Genomic DNA, 21196 nt, shown 5'->3' on the forward strand with positions numbered 1-21196 from the left:
ACCCTACACCTATTCCGCCGGTTCGCTGACCGCACCGAGCGCCGCCTGGATCGCGCGCGTGTCGATGTCGTCATGTTCGGCGATGACCACAAGCCGGCCCTGACGCGCCTCGTCCGGTTTCCAGGGCCGGTCGAACTGGTGACGCACCCGCGCGCCGACGGCCTGCACCAGCAGGCGCATCGGCTTGCCCGCGACCGCGGCATAGCCCTTGACGCGCAGGATGTTGTGATCGCGGGCCAGTGCCTCGATCGCCGCGACCAGATGCGCGGGGTCGGCCTGTTCGGGGATGTCCACAACGATGCTTTCGAAATCGTCATGGTCGTGATCATGCGGCGTGTCGTGATGGCTGGGGCGCGCGTCCATGTCATCCTCGGCCGCGGCCTCGAGGCCCAGGATCACGCGCGGATCGATCACGCCTTCGGCCACCTCGATCACCGGCAGGGGGCGGGGGGCCTCGGCCGCGATTATCTCGCGCGCTTTGGCCACGCCTTCGGGACCGGCCAGGTCGGGTTTGGTCAGCAGGATGATGTCGGCGCAGGAGATCTGATCCTCGAAGACCTCGGACAGGGGCGTTTCGTGGTCGATGCTGTCATCGGCCAGACGCTGCGCGTCCACCGCTGCCACGTTGGGCGCGAACCGGCCCGCCGCCACCGCCTCGGCATCGGCCAGCGCAATGACGCCGTCGACGGTGATGCGCGACCGGATGTCGGGCCAGTCGAAGGCCTTGAGCAGCGGTTTCGGCAGCGCCAGGCCGCTGGTTTCGATCAGGATGTGATCGGGGCGCGGGTCCAGCTTCATCAGCGCCTCGATCGTGGGAATGAAATCGTCGGCCACGGTGCAGCAGATGCAGCCGTTGGCCAGTTCCATGATGTTTTCCGCCGGGCAGTCGGGGATCGCACAGCTTTTCAGGATCTCGCCATCGACGCCGACATCGCCGAATTCGTTGACCACAACGGCCAGCCGCTTGCCCCCCGGGTTTTGCATCAGCGACCGGATCAGCGTGGTCTTGCCCGATCCCAGAAAGCCGGTGACGACGGTTACGGGGAGTTTTGCCAGATCAGTCATGTTCGCTCTCCTGCGGGGGAATACGGGCAACACAGTTGCGCTTGAAATGTTCGGGCCGTTCGCGCCAGGGGATCAGCCCGTCCTGGGTCTGCTGATAGCGCCGCGCGCCGTCAAGGATCATGTCCGGATGCGACACCTCGTCGACATTGGCGAACACGTAGGTCCAGCGCGCGCCGCCGCGCAGCGCCACGGTGCAGCCAAAATCGCAGTTCTGCAGACAGTCGACTGGGGTGACACGCAGGCCGTGGGGCGCCTGGGTCGCGGTCAGCGCCTCGAAGAGCCGCTGGCCGGGGCGGCGTTCATCGGCGGGAATTTCCCGACCGCGACGGCATTTCACGCAGACCAGAAGCTCGGCCTGCGGCAGTTCGGGCGGTTGCGCCGTTTCGGTCATATCCTCGGTCCCATGGGTCATGGGACGCGGGTCAGATGGCGAGGGGCCCATGGTCGTGCGCGGGCTGACCCCGACACCGGAACACCCCGTCCGGTCTTCGTCGTTTCTGCGCTGGCAGGTCTCCCGGCTTGCGGATCACGGCGGCCCGGTCGGTCGGGCGGCCCGCGGTTGTCCGGCCTTCCCGGCGAACGCGCCAGTGGCATGGGACGACCTTTCCGGTGACGGTCGCGGGGGCGGCTGTACCTGGCCGGGCATTTCCCGGCTGCACATTCCCTTTTCACCTGTTTACACAGGCACCAGCAGAATGGCAGATGCGCCGAATCCGCCCCGCTTGTCAAGAATGAGGATCGCCAGATGACCGAAGACGTGAACGCCCGCCACGCCGAGAAAATGCGCAAGATCAAGGCGGCCCGCGACAGGATGATGGAGACCAAGACCGAGGAAAAGGGCCTGATCATGGTCCATACCGGTTCGGGAAAGGGCAAATCGTCGGCCGGGTTCGGGATGATCATGCGCTGCATCGCGCATGGCATGCCCTGCGCCGTGGTGCAGTTCATCAAGGGCAACTGGGACACCGGCGAAAAAACCTTTCTTCGGACACGCTTTGCCGATGAGTGCCGGTTCTTCGTGTCGGGCGAAGGCTTTACCTGGGAAACCCAGGACCGCGAACGCGACATCGCCGCCGCGCAGAACGGCTGGAAGATCGCGCAGGAACAGATCCTCGACCCCGAGATCCAGTTCGTGCTGCTGGACGAGATCAACATCGCCCTGCGATACGACTACCTCGACATCGACGAGGTCGTGGATTTCCTGCTGACGCAAAAGCCCTTCATGACGCATGTCTGCCTGACCGGCCGCAACGCCAAGCCGGAACTGATCGAGGCGGCGGACCTGGTGACCGAGATGGCCCTGAGCAAGCATCCGTTCCGCGACGGCGTGAAGGCGCAGAAGGGCGTGGAGTTCTAGGGCCATGCCCAGGGTCGACACTATCCGTACCGAGGCGGGCGAGGATAAGATAGGCCGCTGGCAGGCCGATCTGCTCAGCGACAGCGGCGGCCTGACACAGTTCGGCGCCTTTGTTGAAACGCTCTGGCCCGGTGGGCGGTCGTCGCGGCCGCACTGGCACCGCAGCGAGGACGAGATGGTCTATGTCCTGCAGGGCGAGGTCACGCTGATCGAGGATGGCATGGCGACGCCACTGACCCCGGGGCAGGCCGCCTGTTTCAAGGCCGGGGTGGCGGTGGGGCACTGTCTGGAAAACCGCGGCGCAGCCCCGGTGCGCTATCTGGTGGTTGGCACCCGGTCGGGCGATGACGAGGTGACCTACACCGATGCAGAGGGCGGCACGGTAACAGTGAAAGATGGCGAAAAGGTCTACCGCGATGCGATGGGCGCGGTAACACAGCGCAAGCCCTACCATGTCGGATAAGGGGCCAGGCTGGTGACACCTGCGCTGATCGTCTGGGATTTCGACGGCGTGCTCAACGCCAATGTGGTGCAGGGCCGGTTCGTCTGGGCTGACCGGCTGCAGGCCGATCTGGGCATCGATCCAAAGGCGTTTTCATCGGCCCTTTTCGGATCGGGCGTGGCACGTCGGGTCATGCGCGGGCAGATCGACCTGCGGAAATTCGTGGCCGATTGGCTGGCGGCGCAGGGCCACGATCTTTCGGCAGAGGCCTTCCTGGACTATTGGTTCACCCGCGATGTCCACCCCGACGCGCAGGTGCTGGGCTGGCTGACGGCGCATCCCGCGCGTCACGTGATCGGCACCAACAACGAACGCCACCGGGCGGCATTCATCGAAGGGCCGATGGGGTTCGGCGCGCGGGTCGATCATATCTTCGCTTCGGGCCGGATGGGGGTGGCAAAACCCGATCCGGGCTTTTTTGCGCAGATAGAGCGATGGGCCGGTCTGCCGCCGCGCGACATCCTGCTGATCGACGACACCGCCGCCAATATCGCCGCCTGTACCGCGCGCGGCTGGCGGGGGTTTCACTTCACCGATCAGACCCGCGCTGACCTGCCGCGCGTACTGGGGCTGGCATGACCCGAGCGCTGATGATCCAGGGCACGGGGTCCAATGTCGGCAAGTCGATGCTGGTGGCGGGGTTGTGTCGGGCGGCGCTGCGGCGGGGCCTCAGCGTCGCGCCGTTCAAGCCGCAGAACATGTCCAACAATGCCGCCGTCACCGCCGATGGGGGCGAAATCGGGCGCGCGCAGGCGTTGCAGGCGCTGGCCTGCGGGCTGGCGGCGCATACGGATATGAACCCCGTGCTGCTCAAACCCGAAACCGATGTGGGCGCGCAGGTGGTGGTGCAGGGCAGGCGGCTCACGACCGCCAAGGCGCGCGACTATGCCAGGCTCAAGCCGACGTTGATGGGCGCGGTGCAGCAAAGCTTTGAGCGGCTCAAGTCCCGTCACGATCTGGTCATCGTCGAAGGCGCTGGCAGCCCGGCCGAGGTCAACCTGCGAAAGGGCGACATCGCCAACATGGGCTTTGCCGAGGCGGCAGGGCTGCCGGTGGTGCTTTGCGGTGACATCGACCGGGGCGGGGTGATCGCGCAGATCGTCGGCACTCAGGCCGTCATGCCTGCGGAAGATGCGGCGCGGATCAAGGGCTTTCTGATCAACAAGTTCCGGGGCGATCCGTCGCTGTTCGACGATGGCTATGCGCTGATCGCGCAGCACACCGGCTGGCGCGGCTACGGGGTCGCCCCCTGGTTCGCCGAGGCCTGGAAACTGCCCGCCGAAGATGCGCTTGATATCGCGGCGGCCCCCCGAGGTCAGGGGCTGCACGTGGTCTGTCTGCGCCTGTCGCGCATCGCCAATTTCGACGACCTCGACCCGCTGTCGCAGGAACCGGGCGTGCGGGTGACGATGCTGCCCCCCGGCCAGCCGATCCCGGCGGATGCCGATCTGGTGATCCTGCCCGGCTCCAAATCCACGCGTGGTGATCTGGCGTTTCTGCGCGCGCAAGGCTGGGACATCGACCTGTTGGCGCATTACCGGCGCGGCGGGCGGGTGCTGGGCATTTGCGGCGGCTACCAGATGCTGGGGCAGGTGGTGGCCGACCCGGACGGGATCGAGGGGCCCGCGGGCGAAACGCCGGGGCTTGGGCTGCTGGACATCCGCACGGTCATGGGCGGTGACAAGAGCCTGCGCGAGGTCAGCGCGCGGCATGCGCGGCTGGAGCAGGCGTTTTCGGGCTACGAGATTCACATCGGCCAGTCCGATGGCCCCGACCGCGCCCGACCCTTTGCCCAGATCGACGGGCGGCCCGAAGGGGCGGTTTCCGCCGACGGACGGGTCGCAGGCAGTTATCTGCACGGGATGTTCGCCGACGATGGTTTTCGCGCCGCATGGCTTGCCGAAATGGGTGCGGTGCCGTCGGAGCAGGGGTATGCCGCAACGGTGGAGGCGACACTGGACGCGCTGACAGACCATCTTGAGGCGCATCTTGATGTCGCGGGGCTGCTGGCGCTGGCGGGCTAACGTTCGTCCCACTCGGTCCGCAGATTGGCCTGCCAGTCGGCGCGGTGCAGCAGCGGGGTGTCATCCTCGAACTCCGTATGGCCGATGCAGAGATAGGCCGTGAACCGCCAGTCATCGGGCACGTCGAACAGCGCGCGCATCCGGCCGGGATCAAGGATCGACACCATGCCAAGCCCCAGATTCATCGCCCGCGCGGTCAGCCAAAGGCCGTGGACCGCCATGGCGGTCGATTGTTCGAGCGTTTGAGGCATGGTCCGCCGCCCCAGCGCGCGCCCGGCGTCGGGCGCGGTGTCGGTGAAGACGGCGAACTGTTCGGGTGCGCGGTCGAGGCCCGCGAGCTTGAGTTGCGCATACTCGGCGCGGGTCGCGTCGTCATATCGCTCGGCCGCCGCGGCGTTGCAGCGGTCGAACTCCGCCCGGACCCTGGCGCGCAGATCGGCGTCCCGCACCCGGATCACCCGCCAGGGCCGGGCGTTGCCGACCGACGGCGCCATGTCCAGCGCGGCGCGCAACCGGTCCAGCTGATCGGGCGTCAGCGGATCGCGGCGGAAATGCCGGGTGTCGCGCCGCCAGGTCATCAGGTCCAGCAGCGCGGCGGCGTGCCCGTCGTCCATCTTCATGGCAAGAGCGCTGCACTCAGCCGGTCCCAGCCCGCTTCGGTGCCGGGCAGGCCAAGGCGCAGCCAGATCGACGAGTAGGGAAAGATCCGGCTCCAGACTCGGGCGCGCGCCAGCTTGTCCTGCGCGGCGGCGGCATCGGGCGTGGCATAGGTGCGAAAAAGCGGCGTGCCGCCGACCAGCGTCCAGCCGGCCGCCGCCGTCAGCGCGTCCAGCCGCGCGGCGTCGTCCTGAAGCCGGGCGGCGGTGGCCTGCTGCCAGTCACGGTCCGCATAGGCCGCGCGGCCCGCAGCGATGGCCGGTCCGCTGACGGCCCAGGGGCCGGCCCTGTCGCGCATGTCCCGCAGGATCGGCGTATCCGACAGCGCAAAGCCCAGCCGCAGCCCGGCCAGACCGTAAAATTTGCCAAAGCTGCGCAGCACGACCACAACCGCGCCCTGCGGCAACCGGTGCCAGTGCGGCAGGAACGACTCTTCCGGCGCGGCATCGGCAAAGCTTTCGTCGATCACCAGCAGACCGGTGGAGGTCGCGATCGTGATCAGTTCCTCGGGGCTGTACCGCCTGCCGTCGGGATTGTTCGGAGTCACCACGACCGCGATGTTGGCATCCGCCAGCGCCTCGGGCGTCTCCACCTCCTCGACCGTCCAGCGCGCGGCGCGCAGCGCCTCGGCATGGCCGCCATAGGTGGGCGAGAGGATGCGCGCGGTGCCCGGGCGGCGGCTCAGGCGCGGGATGATCTGGATCGCCGCCGACGCCCCCGCGAGCGCCAGGCAACCGCATTCGTCGCGGGCGCCAAAGCTGTCGCGCGCGGTGCGTTCCAGCGCCGCGACATCATCGGCAAGCGGCAGCGCGCCCAGCACCTCTGGCCCGAGGTCCGGCATCGGATAGGGCCGGGGGTTGATGCCGGTCGACAGGTCGAGCCAGTCGGACCCGCCATAGTCCCGCCGCGCGCGGTCCAGATCGCCGCCGTGTATCTGCATCGCTGCCTCCCGTGCCTCAGGCCAGTGCGATGACCGCCAGCCCCGCGGCCAGCAAGACCATGGACCGGCGGTAAAGTGCAAGGCCCCGCGCCACGTCCGATGGGGAGGGATCGGGGGCGGCTGCGTTGACAAACGGCTCTTCTGCGATGACGTCGCCGTAAAGCCGGGGGCCCGACAGCCGCACGTTCAATGCGCCGGCCATCGCCGCCTCGGGCCAGCCCGCGTTGGGAGAGCGGTGATGGCGCGCATCCGCCAGCACAACGCGCAGCGCCCGGCCCGCCGCCCGGCCCGAGGTCAAAGCAAAAAGCAGCGCCGTCAGCCGCGCGGGCGCCCAGTTCACCACATCGTCCATCCGGGCGGCGAACTTGCCGAACGCCTCGTACCGGTCCGACCGGTGGCCGATCATCGAATCAAGCGTGTTGATCGCCTTGTAGGCCGCGATCCCCGGCAGGCCCGCGACGCAGCCCCAAAAGATCGGCGCGACGATGCCATCGCTGGTGTTTTCCGCGAGGCTCTCGGTCGCCGCCCGCGCCACGCCTGCGTCATCAAGCTGCCCGGGATCGCGCCCGACGATCATCGCCACGGCCTGCCGCGCGGCCGTCAGATCGCCAGCGGCCAGCGGCAACGCCACGTGCCGGACATGGTCGTGCATCGACCGCACTGCGATCAGCGGCCAGGCCAGCACGCCGGTCAGGATCAGCCCCACCGCGCCGTCGGGCAGGGCCGCCTGCACCAGACGCGCGGGCAGGATCACCGCGATCACGCAGACCGACAGGGTCACCGCGCCCATCCTCAGCCGCCGGTCGCGGGGGCCGTGGTTCCAGCGCCTCTCGCAAGAGCTCACGAGCTTTCCCAGCCAGGTCACCGGATGGCCGATGCGCGCATAGACCGCGGCGGGCCAGCCCAGGGCCGCGTCGAGGCACAGGCCGATCAGCATCATCGCGGCAAAGCTCATGCGCTGCCGCCCGTGGGGAAGTGCAGCACGCCGGTCAGCCCGGCCTCGGTCAGCGCTGTGGCGGCATGCTCCGGCACGTCGCCGGGGGCGAAGATCAGGCCGCGCGCCGATCCGGTATGCGCGCGCAGATGCCCCAGGGCGCCCAGGTCGCGGGCCAGTTCGGGCATCGGATCCTGTGGGCCGCGTGACGCGGTGCATCGGCGGGCCGAGGTCGCGGCCAGTGCTGCGGCGCGCGCCAGATCGCCGTCGCGGCAGGCGGCGTCCCAGTCCGGGATCAGGTCCGCGATATCATCAAAGGCGGTGTCCGCCGGGTCGGTGCGCTGCGGTGCGCCCCAGTAGCCGCCGACGATCACCGCCCCCGGTGGCGGGGGCAGGGCTTGTAGGCTCCGGCCCTCGCGCGGGGCCCAAAGCACGCTGTCGGGAGCGGGCAGCATCAGGGGGTCGGTCGCGCCCTCGACCCTGACGCAGGCGCGCGCCAGCTCTGCGTCCGTTCCTGAAAAGCTGGCCCAGCGGGCCAGCGCGACCAGTGTCGCGGTGGAGGCACCGGCGCCGCAGCCGAAGGGCATGTCGTATTGCAGCGTTGGCCAGGCCGGGTCGCGCAGGCCAAGGTCCGCCGCAAAGCGCGCCAGCTGTGCCGCGTCGAACAGCGGCACGGAGGCAGGTCCGGGCCCGGTGCGCACCTGCAAGGCGGGGCAGGCAACGGTGACCAGCGCCAGCGGCCCGTCGGCGCCCAGACGCCCTTGCAGCCATTCACCGAAATGCCCGGCCACGGCGACCCCGGTCACGGCCATGTGCGGTTGGCCTCGATCACGGAAAAGGCGCCCTTGGCCCCGACCCGCAACCGTGTGACCGACAGGTTCGAGACCTCGAACGCCATGGCGGCGGGGCGGTGCGCCAGAACCTGCGCCAGCGCCGCGCGCACGATGCCCGCATGCACCACCAGCGCCAGCGGCGCGCTCAGCGCATGCGCCCGGGCCGCACAGTCCGACAGGGCCGGAAAGGCCCGGGTGCACAGGTCGTCAAAGCTTTCGCCGCCCGGCGGGCGATAGGCCGCGATCTCGGCGCTGCTCATCGGGCCAAGGTCGGGCAGGTCGGCCAACGCCAGCCCGTCATGCGCGCCGAAATCCTGTTCCCACAGCCGCGCATCCGTGGGGGCATCGACCTTTGGCCAAAGCGCTGCAGCGGTCTGGCGGCAGCGCCGGGCCGGGCTGGTGACGACCCCGGCGACGCGGCCCAGCCCCTCTGCCAGCGCGGCGACGGCCTTGGCGTCGATGCGCGCGTCGGCATCGGTGCGCCCGACCAGGCGACCGGCTTGCGCGACCGGCGCATGCCGGATCAGCACCAGTTGCGCGCCGGTATTGCCTGGCTGTGACACGGGCCTTCCGTCCTTCCGCTTTCGCGCTTTCCATTCCGGTTGAAATTTGCTTTCTCACGGAGCCATGGAAAAGTCGATACTGATCACGGGCGGCGCGCGCTCTGGCAAATCCGCCCTGGCAGAGAGGCTGGCCCTCCGCGCCACGGGCCGCGCGGTCTATATCGCCACGGCAGAGGCGCAGGATGACGAGATGTCGGAACGCATCGCCGCGCACCGCGCCCGGCGGGGGGCGGAATGGACGACGCTGCAGGTGCCGCTGGATCTGCTCGGCGCCTTGCGCGAAAGCGACAATGAGGCTGGCGATCCCAGACTGGTGGATTGCCTGACTCTCTGGCTCAGCAACCTTATGCTGTCTGGCGCTGACTGGCGCGCGGCGGGGCAGGACCTGGCCGATGCGCTGGCCGCGCAGCGCGCACCGGTGGTGTTCGTCACCAACGAGGTGGGGGCCGGCATCGTGCCCGAAAACCGCCTCGCCCGCGAGTTTCGCGACGCGGCGGGCTGGCTCAATCAAACCGTTGCGGAGGCGGCTGAAGCTGTCTGGCTGTGCGTGGCGGGCTATCCGGTGAAGGTGAAACCGAATGACCATCCTTTCTGAGATCACGGCGCTGGCGCAGATTGCAGGCCTTGCCGAAACCCTGCCGCAGGCGGACGCCGAAGCGACCGCCGCCGCGCGGGCGCGGCAGGACAGCCTGACCAAGCCGCCCGGCGCGCTGGGGCGGCTGGAGGAACTGGCGGTGTTCATGTCCGGGTGGCAGCGCACCGACAGGCCGCGGATCACCCGGGCGCAGGCGCTGGTCTTTGCCGGCAATCACGGCATCTGTGCGCAGGGTGTGAACCCCTTTCCGCAAGAGGTGACGGCGCAGATGGTCGCGAATTTCGAGGCCGGCGGCGCCGCGATCAACCAGCTGTGCCGGGCGGCCGGGGCGGATCTGTCGGTGGTGGCGCTGGATCTTGACCGGCCCACCCGCGACTTCACCACCGCCGACGCGATGGACGAGGCCGAGGTGCTGGCGGCACTGCGCCGTGGGGCCGAAGCGGTGGACCCCGAGGCGCAGGTGCTGATCCTTGGCGAAATGGGCATCGGCAATTCGACCGTCGCGGCGGCGCTGGCCCATGCAGGCTTTGGCGGCGCCGCGCAGGACTGGGTCGGGCGCGGCACCGGCTCGGATGCCCAGGGGGTCGAACGGAAGGCGCAGGTGGTCGCGAAAGGCGTGGCGCGTCACGCAGGCCAGCGCGGGCTGGCGCTGTTGCAGGCGCTGGGCGGTCGCGAACAGGCGGCGATTTGCGGCGCGGTGCTGCAGGCCCGCGCACTGAGCATTCCGGTCATCCTCGACGGATACATCTGCACGGCGGCCGCGGTGCCATTGTTCGATGCGGATGCCGCATTGCTGGAGCACTGCCTCGTCGGTCACCGCAGCGCCGAGCCGGGCCACGCCCGGCTGCTCGAGGCGATGGGGAAAGACCCGATCCTGTCGCTCGACATGGCGCTGGGCGAAGGGTCGGGCGCGGCGCTGGCGCTGGGGGTGCTGCGCGCGGCGTTGGAGTGTCACAACGGCATGGCCACCTTTGCCGAGGCGGGGGTGTCCGGGGGCTGACCAGCGGGGGTCTGCCCCATCAGTCCCGGCGCAGCGACAGCCCCGTGTCGGTGTCGAAAAGGTGCACCTCTTCGGTTTTCGGGGCGACGCGCAGCGTCTCTCCGATCGTGGCGCCGATCTGGCCGGGCAGGTGCAGCGTCAGGGCGGTGCCATTGGCCAGCGTGCCGTAAATGTAGGATTCACCGCCCAGCTGTTCGACGCTGCGCACGGTCATGCCGGCCGGGCCGTCTTCGGCCATCGTCATGTGGTTGGGCCTCACGCCCAGCGTCACAGCCTCGCCCGGGCGCTGGGCAAAACCGTCAGCGGGCAGCGGCACCGTCTCTCCGCCCTCAAGCTCGAGCAGGCGCGCATCCTGCGTCGACACGCGCCCCGCGAGAAAGTTCATCTTGGGCGACCCGATGAAGCCCGCGACAAACAGGTTGCGCGGCCGGTTGTAGAGGTCGAGCGGGCGGCCGAACTGTTCCAGCGCCCCCAGCCGCAGCACGGCGATCTTGTCGGCCATGGTCATCGCCTCGACCTGATCGTGGGTGACATAGATCATCGTGTTCTCGAGCCGCCGGTGCAGAGCGGTGATTTCGCTGCGCATGTCGACACGCAGTTCGGCATCGAGGTTCGACAGCGGCTCATCAAACAGGAACACCCGCGGTTCGCGCACCACTGCGCGGCCGATGGCGACGCGCTGGCGCTGGCCGCCCGACAGGTCCTTGGGGCGGCGCGCCAGCAGCATGTCGATCTGCAGCATCTTCGCCACCTCTTCGACCTTGGCGTCGATCTCGGCGCGGGGGGTGTTGATGTTCTCAAGCCCGAAGCTGAGGTTCTGGCGCACCGTCATGTGCGGATAAAGCGCGTAGGACTGGAACACCATCGCCAGCCCCCGGTCGGCGGCGGGGATGTCGTTGACCACCTCGTCGCCGATCACGATGTCGCCGCCCGAGATCGGCTCCAGCCCCGAGATCATCCGCAGAAGCGTGGACTTGCCGCAGCCCGACGGGCCGACGAAGACGCAGAATTCGCCATGCGCGATATCGAGGTCGATGCCCTTGATCACCTCGGCGGAGCCGAAGGATTTGCGCACCTGTTTCAGTTCGACCCTGGCCATGTCACGTCTTTCCCATTGGTGTCATCCCGGTCATTTGCCCCCCGTCGAGGCGATGCCGGTGGCGATATAGCGTTGCAGAAACATGAAGACGGCGGCAATCGGCAGCAGCGTCAGCACGGTCATGGCCAGCAGGCTGGGCCAGTCGGTCTGCAGCTCGCCCTGAAACGAGTTGAGCGCCAGCTGGAGGGTGAAATTCTCGGTTCGGGTGAGCACGATCAGCGGCCAGAGGAAATCGTTCCAGCGCCACATGATCGCGAGGATCGCCAGCACCGCGATGGCGGGGGCCGAGAGCGGGATGATGATGCGCCAGAAGATCTTCCATTCGCTGGCCTTGTCCATGCGCGCGGCGTCCAGAATCTCGTCCGGGATGGTGATCATGTACTGGCGCAGCAGGAAGACCCCGGTGGGCGTGGCGGCACCCGGAATGATCACGCCCCAGAGCGAGTTGAACATGCCCAGTTCCGTGACGATCAGGAAGAGCGGCACCAGCACCACGGTCTGCGGGATCATCAGCGTGCCGATCACGATCAGCAGCACGGCGTTGCGCCCCCGGAACTTGTATTTCGACAGGGCAAAGGCCGCCATGGAGTTCACCAGCAGCATCAGCAGCGTCGCGGTGATGGTGATGAAGGTCGAATTCCAGAAGAACTGGAGAAAGTTGAAGCGTTCGAAAAGGCCGGTGTAATTCTCGGTCGCAAAGGCGACGCGTTCCAGCGGTTGCAACTGGTCGGTGGTCAGGCGGATGCGGTCGTCGGGGGCGTCGGGCACCACGACCTCGGCCCGGCCCGCGGCGCGGCGCGTCTGGCCAACGACCTGCCCGGCGAGATCGCCCTCGGTCACGGTGAAGGCCAGAAGCGGTTCGTCAAATCCGTCGATCACCAGCCTGTCCTGAGCATAGGGCAGAAAGCGCGGCGGAAACCGGTCCAGTTCGTTCTGGTCCTTGAAGCTGGACAGCACCAGCCAGACCACCGGCCCGAACATCAGGAAAATCCCCAGCGTCAGGTAACCGTAGCTGACCCAGTCGGTCCAGTGCAGGCGACCCCGGCCCCGGGTCGCGGTGAGGAAGGACAGGATGTTAGACATGGGCCGGTCCTCGCAGTTGGTGCGCGTTGTGCCAGCGCAGCCCGGGGGGGCGGATCAGCGCTGACAAGGCGGCCTCAAGCGGCCTCGGGTCCATGCCGGAGCGCGGCTCGATCCGGGCGATAACAAGAGCTTTGTACTCGGGCCGCCCGGTCTTGAATCTAGCCATCGACATTCCTCCGGTTGGCCCAAAGCTGCACCAGCGTCAGCACCACCAGCACGCCCGCCACCAGCAGCGAGGCGGCGGCCGCAAGGCCAAAGAGCCTCGGCGCCCCGGCAAAGCCTCGTTCATAGATGTACTGGATGATGAAGGTCGTGGCGGTGCCCGGCCCGCCGCCGGTGAAGGCATAGATTTCATCGAAGGTCTGCACGCCCTTGATCAGCGCCAGCACCAGCACCACCAGCATGGTGGGCGACAGAAGCGGCAGCGTGATCCGCCGGAACGTCCGCCAGGCCGAGGCGCGATCCATGATCGCCGCCTCGTAGACGTCACGCGGGATCGCCTGCAATCCCGCCAGCAGGATCAGCGTGTAAAAGCCCATATGCGCCCAGACAGAGATGAAGACCGACCAGCCAAAGGCCCATTGCGCGTCCACCAGCCAGTTCACACCGCCCACGCCGGTCCAGTCGAGAAAGGCGTTGAGCACGCCCTCGCGTTGCAGGATCCATTTCCAGATCAGCGCCACGACGACCGGCGACAGCAGCACCGGAAAGAAGAAGACCGACCGGAAGAACCCGCGCGCCCGGATGTCGCGGTTGAGGATCAGCGCGGTCAGCAGGGAAAACCCGACCATGAAGCCGACCTGCAGGGTGACGAACCAGCAGGTGTTCCAGACCGCGCGCCAGAACTTGTCCTCGCGGCAGGCGTTGGGATCGAGGTAATTGCCGCAATCCAGCAGGTTGGCAAAGTTGCGCGCGCCGACATACGGCCGGTCGGCCAGCAGCACGTTGTCGCCGCCGCTGGTGGCGTAGGACACGTTCAGGATCACCGGCAGAAAGGCGAAGATGCCGAACAGCAGCAGGTTGGGCAGCAGGAAAGCCCAGGCCAGTCGGTTGATGCCCAACAGCCGCTGCAAGGCCAGCATCGGGATCTCGATGATCCGCATGATCGGCGTGAGGATCGTCAGCATGGCCGCTTTGTCCCGAAAACAAGCCCCCCGCGGCGCATGGCGCGCGGGGGGCCGTTGTTCTGGCTTACTTGGTTTCGGCCATGGCGGCGGCCAGGTCGTCCGACATCCGCGCCAACGCTTCATCCACCGTCAGTTCGCCGACGATGGCCTGGCTCAGCCGTTCCACGGTGATGCCGAACATCGCGCGGTTCCCCGCATAGCCCTGATAGGCAAAGGCGATGGGCGACACGTTGGGCAGGTCCGCCGCAAAGGCGTTGAGCGCGGCCTGCGCGGCGGGCGAGGCATCCTCGAACTCCACACCTGCCGCCGCGACGCCCAGGTGGGCGGGCAGGTTGCGGGTGCGGGCCGCCGCTTCGGCATAGATCTCTTCCTGCGCGAGGAAGTCGATGATCGCCGCGACGATTTCGGGATGTTCGGTCTGTTCGAAACCGACCACGCCGGCCCCCCCGGGCATGCCCGAGCACGCACCTGCCGGCCCGCAGGGCGATCCGACGACCTTCCAGTCGAAGAAATCCCCGACCTGTTCGTCCATCCGGCCCACTTGCCAGGAGCCGGAGTAGTAGAACGCGATCTCGCCGTTGATGAACTCCTGAGCGGCATCCGCATAGGTGGCCCCACCCTGGCTGGCCCAGACGTCGCGCGCCATGGTGCCGTCCTCGTTCCAGGCGACGAACTGTTCGGCGAACGGGCCGAAGCCTTCGAAGGACCCGTTGCCCTCTGCGTCGAAATACTTGGCGCCGTAGGAAATCGCGGGGCCTGCGACGCGGTGGCCAGAGCGGTCGATGGCCATCGGGAAATCGGCATCGGTCGCCTCGGCCACGGCGCGGGCGGCTTCGGCCCACTCTTCCCATGTCGCGCCTTCGCCCGGCATATCGACCCCGGCCTGTTCGAAAAGCGTGCCGTTGACGAAGGGGCCGGTGATGGTCAGCTGCGTGTGCAGGCCATAGTATCCCTGCCGGTCGCCCACGCGGTACCAGTTCAGCGTGTCGCCGAACGAGTCGTCCCAGTACCCGGTGTCGATATGCGGCGTCAGGTCGAGGTAATATTCATTGAGCCCGCCAAGATCGGTGATCTTGGCCATGTCCGGGCCGGTGCCTGCGGCCAGCTGCACGGGCAGGTTTTCCAGGATCGCCTGATAGGGCACCACGTCCACGATCACGTCGACACCGTCGTTTTCGGCCTCGAACCGGCTCAGCAGATCGTCGTAGACCTCGCATTCATTGCCGTCCGAATAGCACATGAACCGGATTTCCTGCGCCGCGGCAGCGCCTGCCAGCAGGCCCAGACCCGCCGCCATCGCGGTCGTCTTCAGTATGGTTCTTTTCATCGTTCAGGGTCCTCCCAAGTTTCCTGATGTGATCGCTCCCGGTTACCGTACTGCCTGCATCCATCCGTTGTAAAACGCCGAATCCGTTTCAAGCGGCAGGCTGACCGGCCCGCCACCGCGCAGCGCCGTGTAGAGCGCTGTCACCAGTTCGATCGACCGGCGGCCATCCTCGAGCGTTACCTCTTGCCCCGGTCGCCCCGCCAGCGCCTCGGCCACCGCCGCGAGATACCCGGCAAAGCCCGCATGACCCGTTGGCACGCCAGTCAACACCTCGTCGATGCGGGCCTGTTGCGCCGGGTCGCGGGCGATGAAGCGCCAGGTATCCTGCGCGGGCGTGTAGGGCGCGGATCCGCTTTCGGCGGTGAAGCCTTCGAAACAGAAGCGCAGCCGCGTGGTGTCGTCGCCCGCACCCAAAGTCACCGAACTGGTGGCCAGCGCGCCGCTTTGCATACGAAAGGCGATGGCGGCGCAATCCTCGGTCTCGATCGGGTTGACGCGGGTGTCGGCGAAGGCGGCGATTTCGGCGACCGGGCCCAGAACGCGGCACAGCAAGTCGTGGGCATGGATCGCGTGTCCCAAAAGTGCGCCGCCCGATTCCCCGGCCCAGGTCCCGCGCCAGGGGATGTCGTAATAGGCGGCGCCGCGGTTCCAGTGGGTTTCGATGCTGGCGACAAATGCCTTGCCCGCGAGGCCTGCGGCCATCAGCGCCTCAAGCTGGGCCATTGCCCGGCCATAGCGGTACTGGAACACAGGAAACACCCGGCGGCCCGCACTTTGGGCTGCGGCCTGCAGGCGGTCCGCCTCGGCCAGGGACCGCACGATGGGCTTTTCGCAGATCACGTGCTTGCCCGCCTCAAGGGCCTGCACCGACACCGGGAAATGCAGATGCGGCGGCAGGCAGACATCCACCAGATCGATGTCGGGATCGGCCAGAACCGTGTCGAGATCGGCGGTGATCCGGATCGCCGGATCGCGGCCCGTGGCGGCGGTGGCCCGCGCGGTGTCGAGATCGCACAACGTGGTCACGGCAAAGCGGTCGGGCAGGGCGCGGTATCCGGCCAGATGTTCGGCCCCGATCCCGGCGCCGACGATGGCGGCGCGGATCATTGCGCCGCCTCGGCCATGGCCTGCGCCTGCAGCGACAGGTCGCAGACCCGGAACGCATGCTCTTGCGTCATCGCGGTTTCCGTCCGGTCGCGGATGTCCGCCATCAGCCGGGCAAAGAACGGCAGGCCAGCGCCCGACGCGTCGATGCGGTCGCAGCGCGTCCCGTTCACGAGGATCAGGTGGTCGGTACCCTCGTGCCCCACGTCCACGTATTTGCGCAGCTCGATATAGCCTTCGGTGCCGAGGATCGTCAGCCGCCCGTCGCCCCAGGTGGGCAGCGCGTCGGGGGTGTACCAGTCGACCCGGATATAGCCATGCCCGCCATCGCCCCGCAGCGCGATTTCGCCAAAATCCTGCAGGCCGGGGTCTGCGGGATTGGCGTAATTGGCGACGGTGGCCATGGTCACTTCGGCCTCGGTCGAACCGGTGAAGAACAGGAACTGGTCGATCTGGTGGCTGGCGATGTCCGTCAGGATGCCGCCATAGGCCGCCCGATCGAAGAACCAGTCCGGGCGGGTCGCGCGGTTGAGCCTGTGCGGCCCGATGCCCAGCGTCTGGATCACCCGCCCGATGGCACCTTCGGCCACAAGTTCGGCGGCGCGGGTGACGGCAGGCACCTCGAACCGTTCGGAAAAATCGATGGACCAGATGCGCCCGGTGCGGGCGACGGTGGCGCGCAGGGTCTCCAGCTGGTCAGGCGTGGTGCAGCCGGGCTTGTCGCTCAGCACGTCCTTGCCCGCCTCCATCGCCTTGACGGCCCAGCCCGCCCGGTCGCGCGGGATGCCGGACAAAAGCACCAGCCCGATGGACGGATCGTCCAGAAGCGCTTCGGCGCTGGCGGCGCGGGGCACGTCGGGAAAGCGGCTCAGGAACCCCTCTTCGGTGTTGGGGTGGCCGTCGGTCCACCAGCCCGCGAATTCTGCACCCGCGTCGATCATGTTGGCTGCCATGCCGTAGATGTGCCGGTGGTCGATGCCGATGGCGGCGAAACGCAAGGGGGTGGTCATGTCTCGATCTCCTCGATCCAGCCGCTGCGGGCAGAGCGGATGGTGGCGTCAATCAGGGCGTGGGCGGGCAGGGCGGCGGCACCGGTCACGACAGGGTCGCGGCCTTCGGCCAGCGCGGCGGCAAAGTCCTCGATGATCCCCTGGTGCCATGCGTGGGTAAAGGCCATGGGATCAGCCCCGCCGCCGGTGCCGCCTGCGGCGCCTTCAGACTCTTCCCGGCCATCGCGCCAGCGGGTGACCAACTGGCCCGAGGCCAGGTGCAGGCTGGCCTTTTCGTAATGCAGGGTGATGGATTCGGCCCCGCCGGGAAAGCTGGCGGTGCTGGCCACCATCGACCCGACCGCGCCATTGGCAAACGTCAGCCCGGCCACGGCGAAATCCTCGGCCTCCATCGTGTGAAAGCGGGTGGTGGCGGCCATGGCGCGCACCGACGTGACCGGCCCGGCAAGGCTGAGCGCGAGGTCGATCGTGTGGATCGCCTGGCTGATCAGCACCCCGCCGCCGTCGCGCGAATAGGTGCCGCGGCCCGGGTCGTCGTAATAGCCTTGCGCCCGCCACCAGGGCACCGTGATCTCGACCAGCCCCAACGCCCCCAGATCGCCCGAGGCGATGCGCCTTGCCGCGGCAAGAGAGGCCGCGCGCATCCGGTGCTGAAAGACCACGCCCAGCGTCACGCCCGCGTCGCGGCAGATCGCGATGACCTCGCGCGCCTCATCCGCGTTCCGGCCCATGGGTTTTTCCAGCAGGATGTGCTTGCCCGCTTCTGCAAGGGGGCGGATGATCGACGCGCGCGCATCGGGCGGCGTGAGCACGATGGCAAAGTCGATCTCGACGTCCGCCGCGACGGTCGCAAGATCGCTGGTGGCGGTGACGTCCTGGCCGGTCTGGTCCGTGGCGTCTCGGGCCAGCGCCGTGGCCTTGTCCAGACCCCGCGCACAGATGGTTTTAAGACGGACGGTGTTGCCTGCGGCAATCGCGGCCACATGGGTTCGGGCGACCATGCCCGCCCCGATCAGCGCGGCGGTCTTGCGTGGCGGTTGGGTCAATTCAGGCAGCCTCCCCGTCGTTTACGCCAAGGCCTAGCACACCGGACAGGGGATGAAATCGGAAAATGCCTGCCGCCTCGGTGATGTCAGTGGCAAAGGGTTCGGTGCAGGAAGGTCAGCACATCGGCGCGCATCTGTGGGGTTTCTGCATGGCCGGTGTCGGGCGAAACGTGAAACGTCAGATGCGCCTCGGCTCCGGCGGCGCGGTAAGCCTCTTCAACATCGGCGCGGGCGCATTCGAACGCGTCTTTCGGCGTCGACCAGTCTTGCAGCCCCACGCAGATTTGCAGGGCGCGCGGCGCGGCAAGCCCGGCGATCTGGCCGCTGCGCGCGACCGGCAGCAGGCCCGGCACGGTCATGTAGATGCCGTGCCCGTCATGCGCGCCAGAGCTGACGAGGTGCCCCAGATCGGCGAAGGAACAAAGCGCCGAGGCGGCCCTGATCCGTGGATCGAGCGCGGCCAGCCACCAGGCCAGCGTGCTGCCCATCGAAAACCCCAGCGCGCCGATCCGGTCGGCGTCGATAAAGGGCTGGTTCTCAAGATATCCGACACCGGCCTGAAGCTCGTCCAGCATCTGCCCGAAGAGCGTCCGACCCTGCCACAGCAACGCCTTGGCCCGCGCCGCCTCCCCCGGATGCTGCCGCGCGCCGAAACACGGCATCTCGAGGCAGAGCGCCGCGATGCCCAGCCGCCGCAGGTCGGGCGCATAGGGGCCTTGCAGGGACGGCCTGCCAGCCGTCAGTTCGTCACAGCCCCGGTCGTAGCGGTTGCCGTGGGCATGGGCATAGAGGACCGCGGGCACCTTGGCATGCCCGTCGGGCGGCCGCAGGAACAGTGTCGGGATATCCTCGGCCCCGTCGGCGCTGCGAAAGATCAGCCGGTCAAGCGGCCAGCCATCCAGATCGGTCCTGGTCTCTGTCCGGGCCTCGGCAAAGCCGGGGCCGGGCAGGGAGTTGCCCAGAAGGTGCCGCAGGGCGTCGCGCATTTTCAGCCTCCTTGGCCCCGTGAATACTTGGGCACGGACCGCGCTTAACCGGCAGCCCGGGCAGCGGCGCGGGCGTCCTCCCATGTGTGACACAGCCGGGCGTAGCGGTCGGCCATCTGATCGACGGCTGCGCGATCGATCAACTGCCCCTGCAGCCAGGCGCGCGCCGCATCGCCGAAGATCGTGCGCCCCACGGCGAATCCCTTGACCAGCGGTTGCCGGGCGGCCAGCGCGAAAGAGGCGGCAAGCTCTTCCTCGGGCGCGTCCAGCCCCAGCACCACGATCCCGCGCGTGCGTGGGTCGTTGCGTTCGATGGCGGCGACGGCACTGGCCCAGGCGGCTTCGGTCTTGAACGGCTCCAGCTTCCACCAGTCGGGAAAGACGCCCGCGTCATAGAAGCTCTGGATCAGCGTTGCTGACGTGTCATCATCGACCGGGCCGACCTTCGACGGGATGATTTCCAGCAGGAATTCCAGCCCGTTGCGCCGCGCGGCGGTAAAGAGCCGCTTGACCCGCGCGATCTGCATCTTGGCGGTCTTGTCGTCGTCATCGGGGTGGCAGAAGACCAGCAGCTTGACGACGTTTTCCCGCGCCCATTCGCGCAATCCGCCCAGATCGTCGCCCAACTCGGGCTCGAACGCGATGGGTCGAGACCCCGGAAGCTCGGTCGGGCGACCGATCCAGAGGCCGCTGCCGGTGGCCCGGTGCAGGGCACTGCGCCCGATCCGGTTGTCGCAAAGAATGCCGTAGCCGGGCTGGCCATTCTGAACTTTCAAAGCCGCATCGAGGCACAGTTCCTTGAATTTCCCGCCCTTTTCCGGCGTGTAACCCTCCATCTCTTCAAGCTGAAGGCGGTGGTCAAAGGCGAAGGTCTTGACCGAAGACCAGTCGCCATGCCGGTTGGTGGCCCAGTGCACCTGTTCCAGCTCGGCATCGTTGCGCAGGTCTGGCCGCTTGATCCCGCGTTCAAAGAAGAACTGCAGCTCATCCCAGCTGGGGTAGGCGGGGGTGCAGCCATGACGGCTGACCGCGAAGGCACCGCAGGCATTGGCGTATTTCAGCGCCGTGGGCCAGTCCGCCCCGTCGAGCCAGCCTTTCAGCAGGCCGGACATGAACCCGTCGCCGGCCCCCAGCACGTTGAAGACCTCGATGGGAAACCCCGGCCCGGCCTGGCCATCGTCGAGGCTGTCGGGGATATCGCCGGTGAAGGCCACCGCGCCCGCCGCCCCGCGCTTGCACACCAGCGTCGCGCCCGACACGGCCCGGACCGCACGCAAGGCGGCAATGGTGTCGGTGCTGCCGCCGGCGATGTGGAACTCCTCTTCGGTGCCGACGATCAGATCGAACAGATGCAGCGTCGACTGCAATTTCGCCGTGACCGCCGCGCTTTCCACAAACCGGCTTTCGCCGTCGCCATGTCCCGCCACGCCCCACAGGTTCGGGCGGTAGTCGATGTCGAGCGCGGTCTGCTGCCCGTTCGCCCGCGCGATTTCGAGCGCCTTGATCGTCGCGGCCTCGACCTCGGGGTGGCTCAGATGCGTGCCGGTGGCCACCACCGCCCGGGCAGAGCGGATGTAGTCGGGGTCGATATCGTCCTCGGTCAGCCCCATGTCCGCGCAGTTTTCGCGATAGAAGATCAATGGAAAGCTGTCCTGATCGCGGATGCCCAGCAGTACCAGCGCGGTCAGCCGGTCCGGGTCCGTCTTGACGCCGCGGGTGTCGACCCCTTCGCGCCCCAACTGCTCGCGTATGAACCGCCCCATGTGCTCGTCACCCACGCCGGTTATCAGCCCCGATTTCAGCCCCAGCCGCGCGGTGCCGCAGGCGATGTTGGTGGGCGAGCCGCCGATGTATTTGTCGAACGACCCCATATCCTCAAGCCGCCCGCCAATCTGCGCGCCGTAAAGATCGACCGAAGACCGGCCAATGGTGATCAGATCAAGG

The 21196-nt window shown here is 67.8% G+C and carries 23 protein-coding genes and 1 riboswitch; of the genes, 6 read left to right on the forward strand and 17 right to left on the reverse strand.

The genetic code is table 11. The annotated features are described in order from the left end of the window. Nucleotides 1-9 precede the first annotated feature (9 nt). Both cobW and ACOXXX_RS17900 read right to left on the reverse strand, forming a co-directional pair. The gene (cobW, locus tag ACOXXX_RS17895) at nt 10-1065 is read right to left on the reverse strand and encodes a cobalamin biosynthesis protein CobW (protein ID WP_422827974.1); all 1056 of its coding nucleotides are present in this window, start codon (nt 1063-1065) and stop codon (nt 10-12) included. Continuing rightward, nucleotides 1058-1477 carry a DUF1636 family protein gene (locus ACOXXX_RS17900; protein WP_422827975.1) on the reverse strand — a complete coding sequence of 140 codons (420 nt, stop codon included), beginning with the start codon at nt 1475-1477 and terminating at the stop codon, nt 1058-1060. The genes cobW and ACOXXX_RS17900 overlap by 8 nt, the downstream gene beginning before the upstream one ends. A gap of 75 nt (nt 1478-1552) precedes the next feature. Continuing rightward, nucleotides 1553-1770: riboswitch (cobalamin riboswitch) on the reverse strand. Between the two features lie 40 nt (nt 1771-1810). Between ACOXXX_RS17900 and cobO the strand changes: the two genes are divergently transcribed. Genes cobO through ACOXXX_RS17920 form a run of 4 tightly spaced genes read left to right on the forward strand, consistent with a single transcriptional unit; the run spans nt 1811 to nt 4948 of the window. Next, entirely contained in the window at nt 1811-2422 is a 612-nt protein-coding gene (cobO, locus tag ACOXXX_RS17905) for a cob(I)yrinic acid a,c-diamide adenosyltransferase (protein WP_422827976.1), read from the forward strand. Between the two features lie 4 nt (nt 2423-2426). Continuing rightward, nucleotides 2427-2885, forward strand: coding sequence for a cupin domain-containing protein (locus ACOXXX_RS17910; protein WP_422827977.1), 459 nt, complete (start codon nt 2427-2429; stop codon nt 2883-2885). Nucleotides 2886-2897: 12 nt separating this feature from the next. Continuing rightward, entirely contained in the window at nt 2898-3503 is a 606-nt protein-coding gene (locus ACOXXX_RS17915; RefSeq protein WP_422827978.1) for an HAD family hydrolase, read from the forward strand. Next, a complete protein-coding gene (locus ACOXXX_RS17920) occupies nt 3500-4948 on the forward strand; it encodes a cobyric acid synthase (RefSeq protein ID WP_422827979.1) in 1449 nt (482 codons plus the stop codon). The genes ACOXXX_RS17915 and ACOXXX_RS17920 overlap by 4 nt, the downstream gene beginning before the upstream one ends. On the opposite strand, the gene bluB is transcribed toward ACOXXX_RS17920, so the two are convergent. The 5 genes from bluB to ACOXXX_RS17945 are packed head-to-tail and all read right to left on the reverse strand — an operon-like array spanning nt 4945 to nt 8875. Then, nucleotides 4945-5562, reverse strand: a complete 618-nt coding sequence (gene bluB, locus ACOXXX_RS17925; protein WP_422827980.1) for a 5,6-dimethylbenzimidazole synthase — start codon at nt 5560-5562, stop codon at nt 4945-4947. The two genes, ACOXXX_RS17920 and bluB, sit on opposite strands and share 4 nt — an antisense overlap. 2 nt (nt 5563-5564) lie before the next feature. Continuing rightward, on the reverse strand, nt 5565-6545 hold the full coding sequence (cobD, locus tag ACOXXX_RS17930) for a threonine-phosphate decarboxylase CobD (RefSeq protein WP_422827981.1): 981 nt from the start codon (nt 6543-6545) through the stop codon (nt 5565-5567). A gap of 16 nt (nt 6546-6561) precedes the next feature. After that, nucleotides 6562-7500: an adenosylcobinamide-phosphate synthase CbiB gene (gene cbiB / locus ACOXXX_RS17935; protein ID WP_422827982.1), complete on the reverse strand. Its 939-nt coding sequence runs from the start codon at nt 7498-7500 to the stop codon at nt 6562-6564. Beyond that, nucleotides 7497-8291: a hypothetical protein gene (locus ACOXXX_RS17940; protein ID WP_422827983.1), complete on the reverse strand. Its 795-nt coding sequence runs from the start codon at nt 8289-8291 to the stop codon at nt 7497-7499. Before ACOXXX_RS17940 ends, cbiB begins: the two co-directional genes overlap by 4 nt. After that, a complete protein-coding gene (locus ACOXXX_RS17945; protein ID WP_422827984.1) occupies nt 8282-8875 on the reverse strand; it encodes a histidine phosphatase family protein in 594 nt (197 codons plus the stop codon). Before ACOXXX_RS17945 ends, ACOXXX_RS17940 begins: the two co-directional genes overlap by 10 nt. Nucleotides 8876-8939: 64 nt before the next feature. Between ACOXXX_RS17945 and cobU the strand changes: the two genes are divergently transcribed. Then, nucleotides 8940-9470 carry a bifunctional adenosylcobinamide kinase/adenosylcobinamide-phosphate guanylyltransferase gene (gene cobU / locus ACOXXX_RS17950; protein WP_422827985.1) on the forward strand — a complete coding sequence of 177 codons (531 nt, stop codon included), beginning with the start codon at nt 8940-8942 and terminating at the stop codon, nt 9468-9470. Next, nucleotides 9454-10470 carry a nicotinate-nucleotide--dimethylbenzimidazole phosphoribosyltransferase gene (gene cobT, locus ACOXXX_RS17955; RefSeq protein ID WP_422827986.1) on the forward strand — a complete coding sequence of 339 codons (1017 nt, stop codon included), beginning with the start codon at nt 9454-9456 and terminating at the stop codon, nt 10468-10470. The genes cobU and cobT overlap by 17 nt, the downstream gene beginning before the upstream one ends. Nucleotides 10471-10489: 19 nt before the next feature. Here the strand turns inward: cobT and ACOXXX_RS17960 are convergent, their stop codons facing one another. The 10 genes from ACOXXX_RS17960 to ACOXXX_RS18005 form a co-directional block, all read right to left on the reverse strand. Continuing rightward, complete coding sequence (locus ACOXXX_RS17960; RefSeq protein ID WP_422827987.1) at nt 10490-11569, reverse strand: ABC transporter ATP-binding protein; 1080 nt, start codon at nt 11567-11569, stop codon at nt 10490-10492. 30 nt (nt 11570-11599) lie between these two features. Further along, nucleotides 11600-12652, reverse strand: coding sequence for a carbohydrate ABC transporter permease (locus ACOXXX_RS17965; protein WP_422827988.1), 1053 nt, complete (start codon nt 12650-12652; stop codon nt 11600-11602). Continuing rightward, the gene (locus ACOXXX_RS17970; protein ID WP_422827989.1) at nt 12645-12818 is read right to left on the reverse strand and encodes a hypothetical protein; all 174 of its coding nucleotides are present in this window, start codon (nt 12816-12818) and stop codon (nt 12645-12647) included. Before ACOXXX_RS17970 ends, ACOXXX_RS17965 begins: the two co-directional genes overlap by 8 nt. After that, nucleotides 12811-13779: a carbohydrate ABC transporter permease gene (locus ACOXXX_RS17975; RefSeq protein ID WP_422827990.1), complete on the reverse strand. Its 969-nt coding sequence runs from the start codon at nt 13777-13779 to the stop codon at nt 12811-12813. The genes ACOXXX_RS17970 and ACOXXX_RS17975 overlap by 8 nt, the downstream gene beginning before the upstream one ends. A gap of 64 nt (nt 13780-13843) precedes the next feature. Further along, nucleotides 13844-15106 (reverse strand): ABC transporter substrate-binding protein, encoded by a 1263-nt coding sequence (locus tag ACOXXX_RS17980; RefSeq protein WP_422827991.1) that lies wholly within the window; start codon nt 15104-15106, stop codon nt 13844-13846. A 42-nt stretch (nt 15107-15148) separates the two neighbouring features. Continuing rightward, nucleotides 15149-16213, reverse strand: a complete 1065-nt coding sequence (locus ACOXXX_RS17985) for a Gfo/Idh/MocA family protein (protein ID WP_422827992.1) — start codon at nt 16211-16213, stop codon at nt 15149-15151. Continuing rightward, complete coding sequence (locus ACOXXX_RS17990) at nt 16210-17220, reverse strand: Gfo/Idh/MocA family protein (protein WP_422827993.1); 1011 nt, start codon at nt 17218-17220, stop codon at nt 16210-16212. The genes ACOXXX_RS17985 and ACOXXX_RS17990 overlap by 4 nt, the downstream gene beginning before the upstream one ends. After that, a complete protein-coding gene (locus ACOXXX_RS17995; RefSeq protein WP_422827994.1) occupies nt 17217-18266 on the reverse strand; it encodes a Gfo/Idh/MocA family protein in 1050 nt (349 codons plus the stop codon). Before ACOXXX_RS17995 ends, ACOXXX_RS17990 begins: the two co-directional genes overlap by 4 nt. A gap of 86 nt (nt 18267-18352) precedes the next feature. After that, a complete protein-coding gene (locus tag ACOXXX_RS18000; protein ID WP_422827995.1) occupies nt 18353-19252 on the reverse strand; it encodes an alpha/beta hydrolase in 900 nt (299 codons plus the stop codon). Between the two features lie 44 nt (nt 19253-19296). Then, nucleotides 19297-21196 (reverse strand): bifunctional 5-dehydro-2-deoxygluconokinase/5-dehydro-2-deoxyphosphogluconate aldolase (locus tag ACOXXX_RS18005; protein ID WP_422827996.1); only part of this gene is annotated, 1900 nt, incomplete at its 5' end.

The sequence above is a fragment of the Thalassococcus sp. BH17M4-6 genome, from assembly GCF_049323015.1.
Taxonomy (GTDB): domain Bacteria; phylum Pseudomonadota; class Alphaproteobacteria; order Rhodobacterales; family Rhodobacteraceae; genus Puniceibacterium.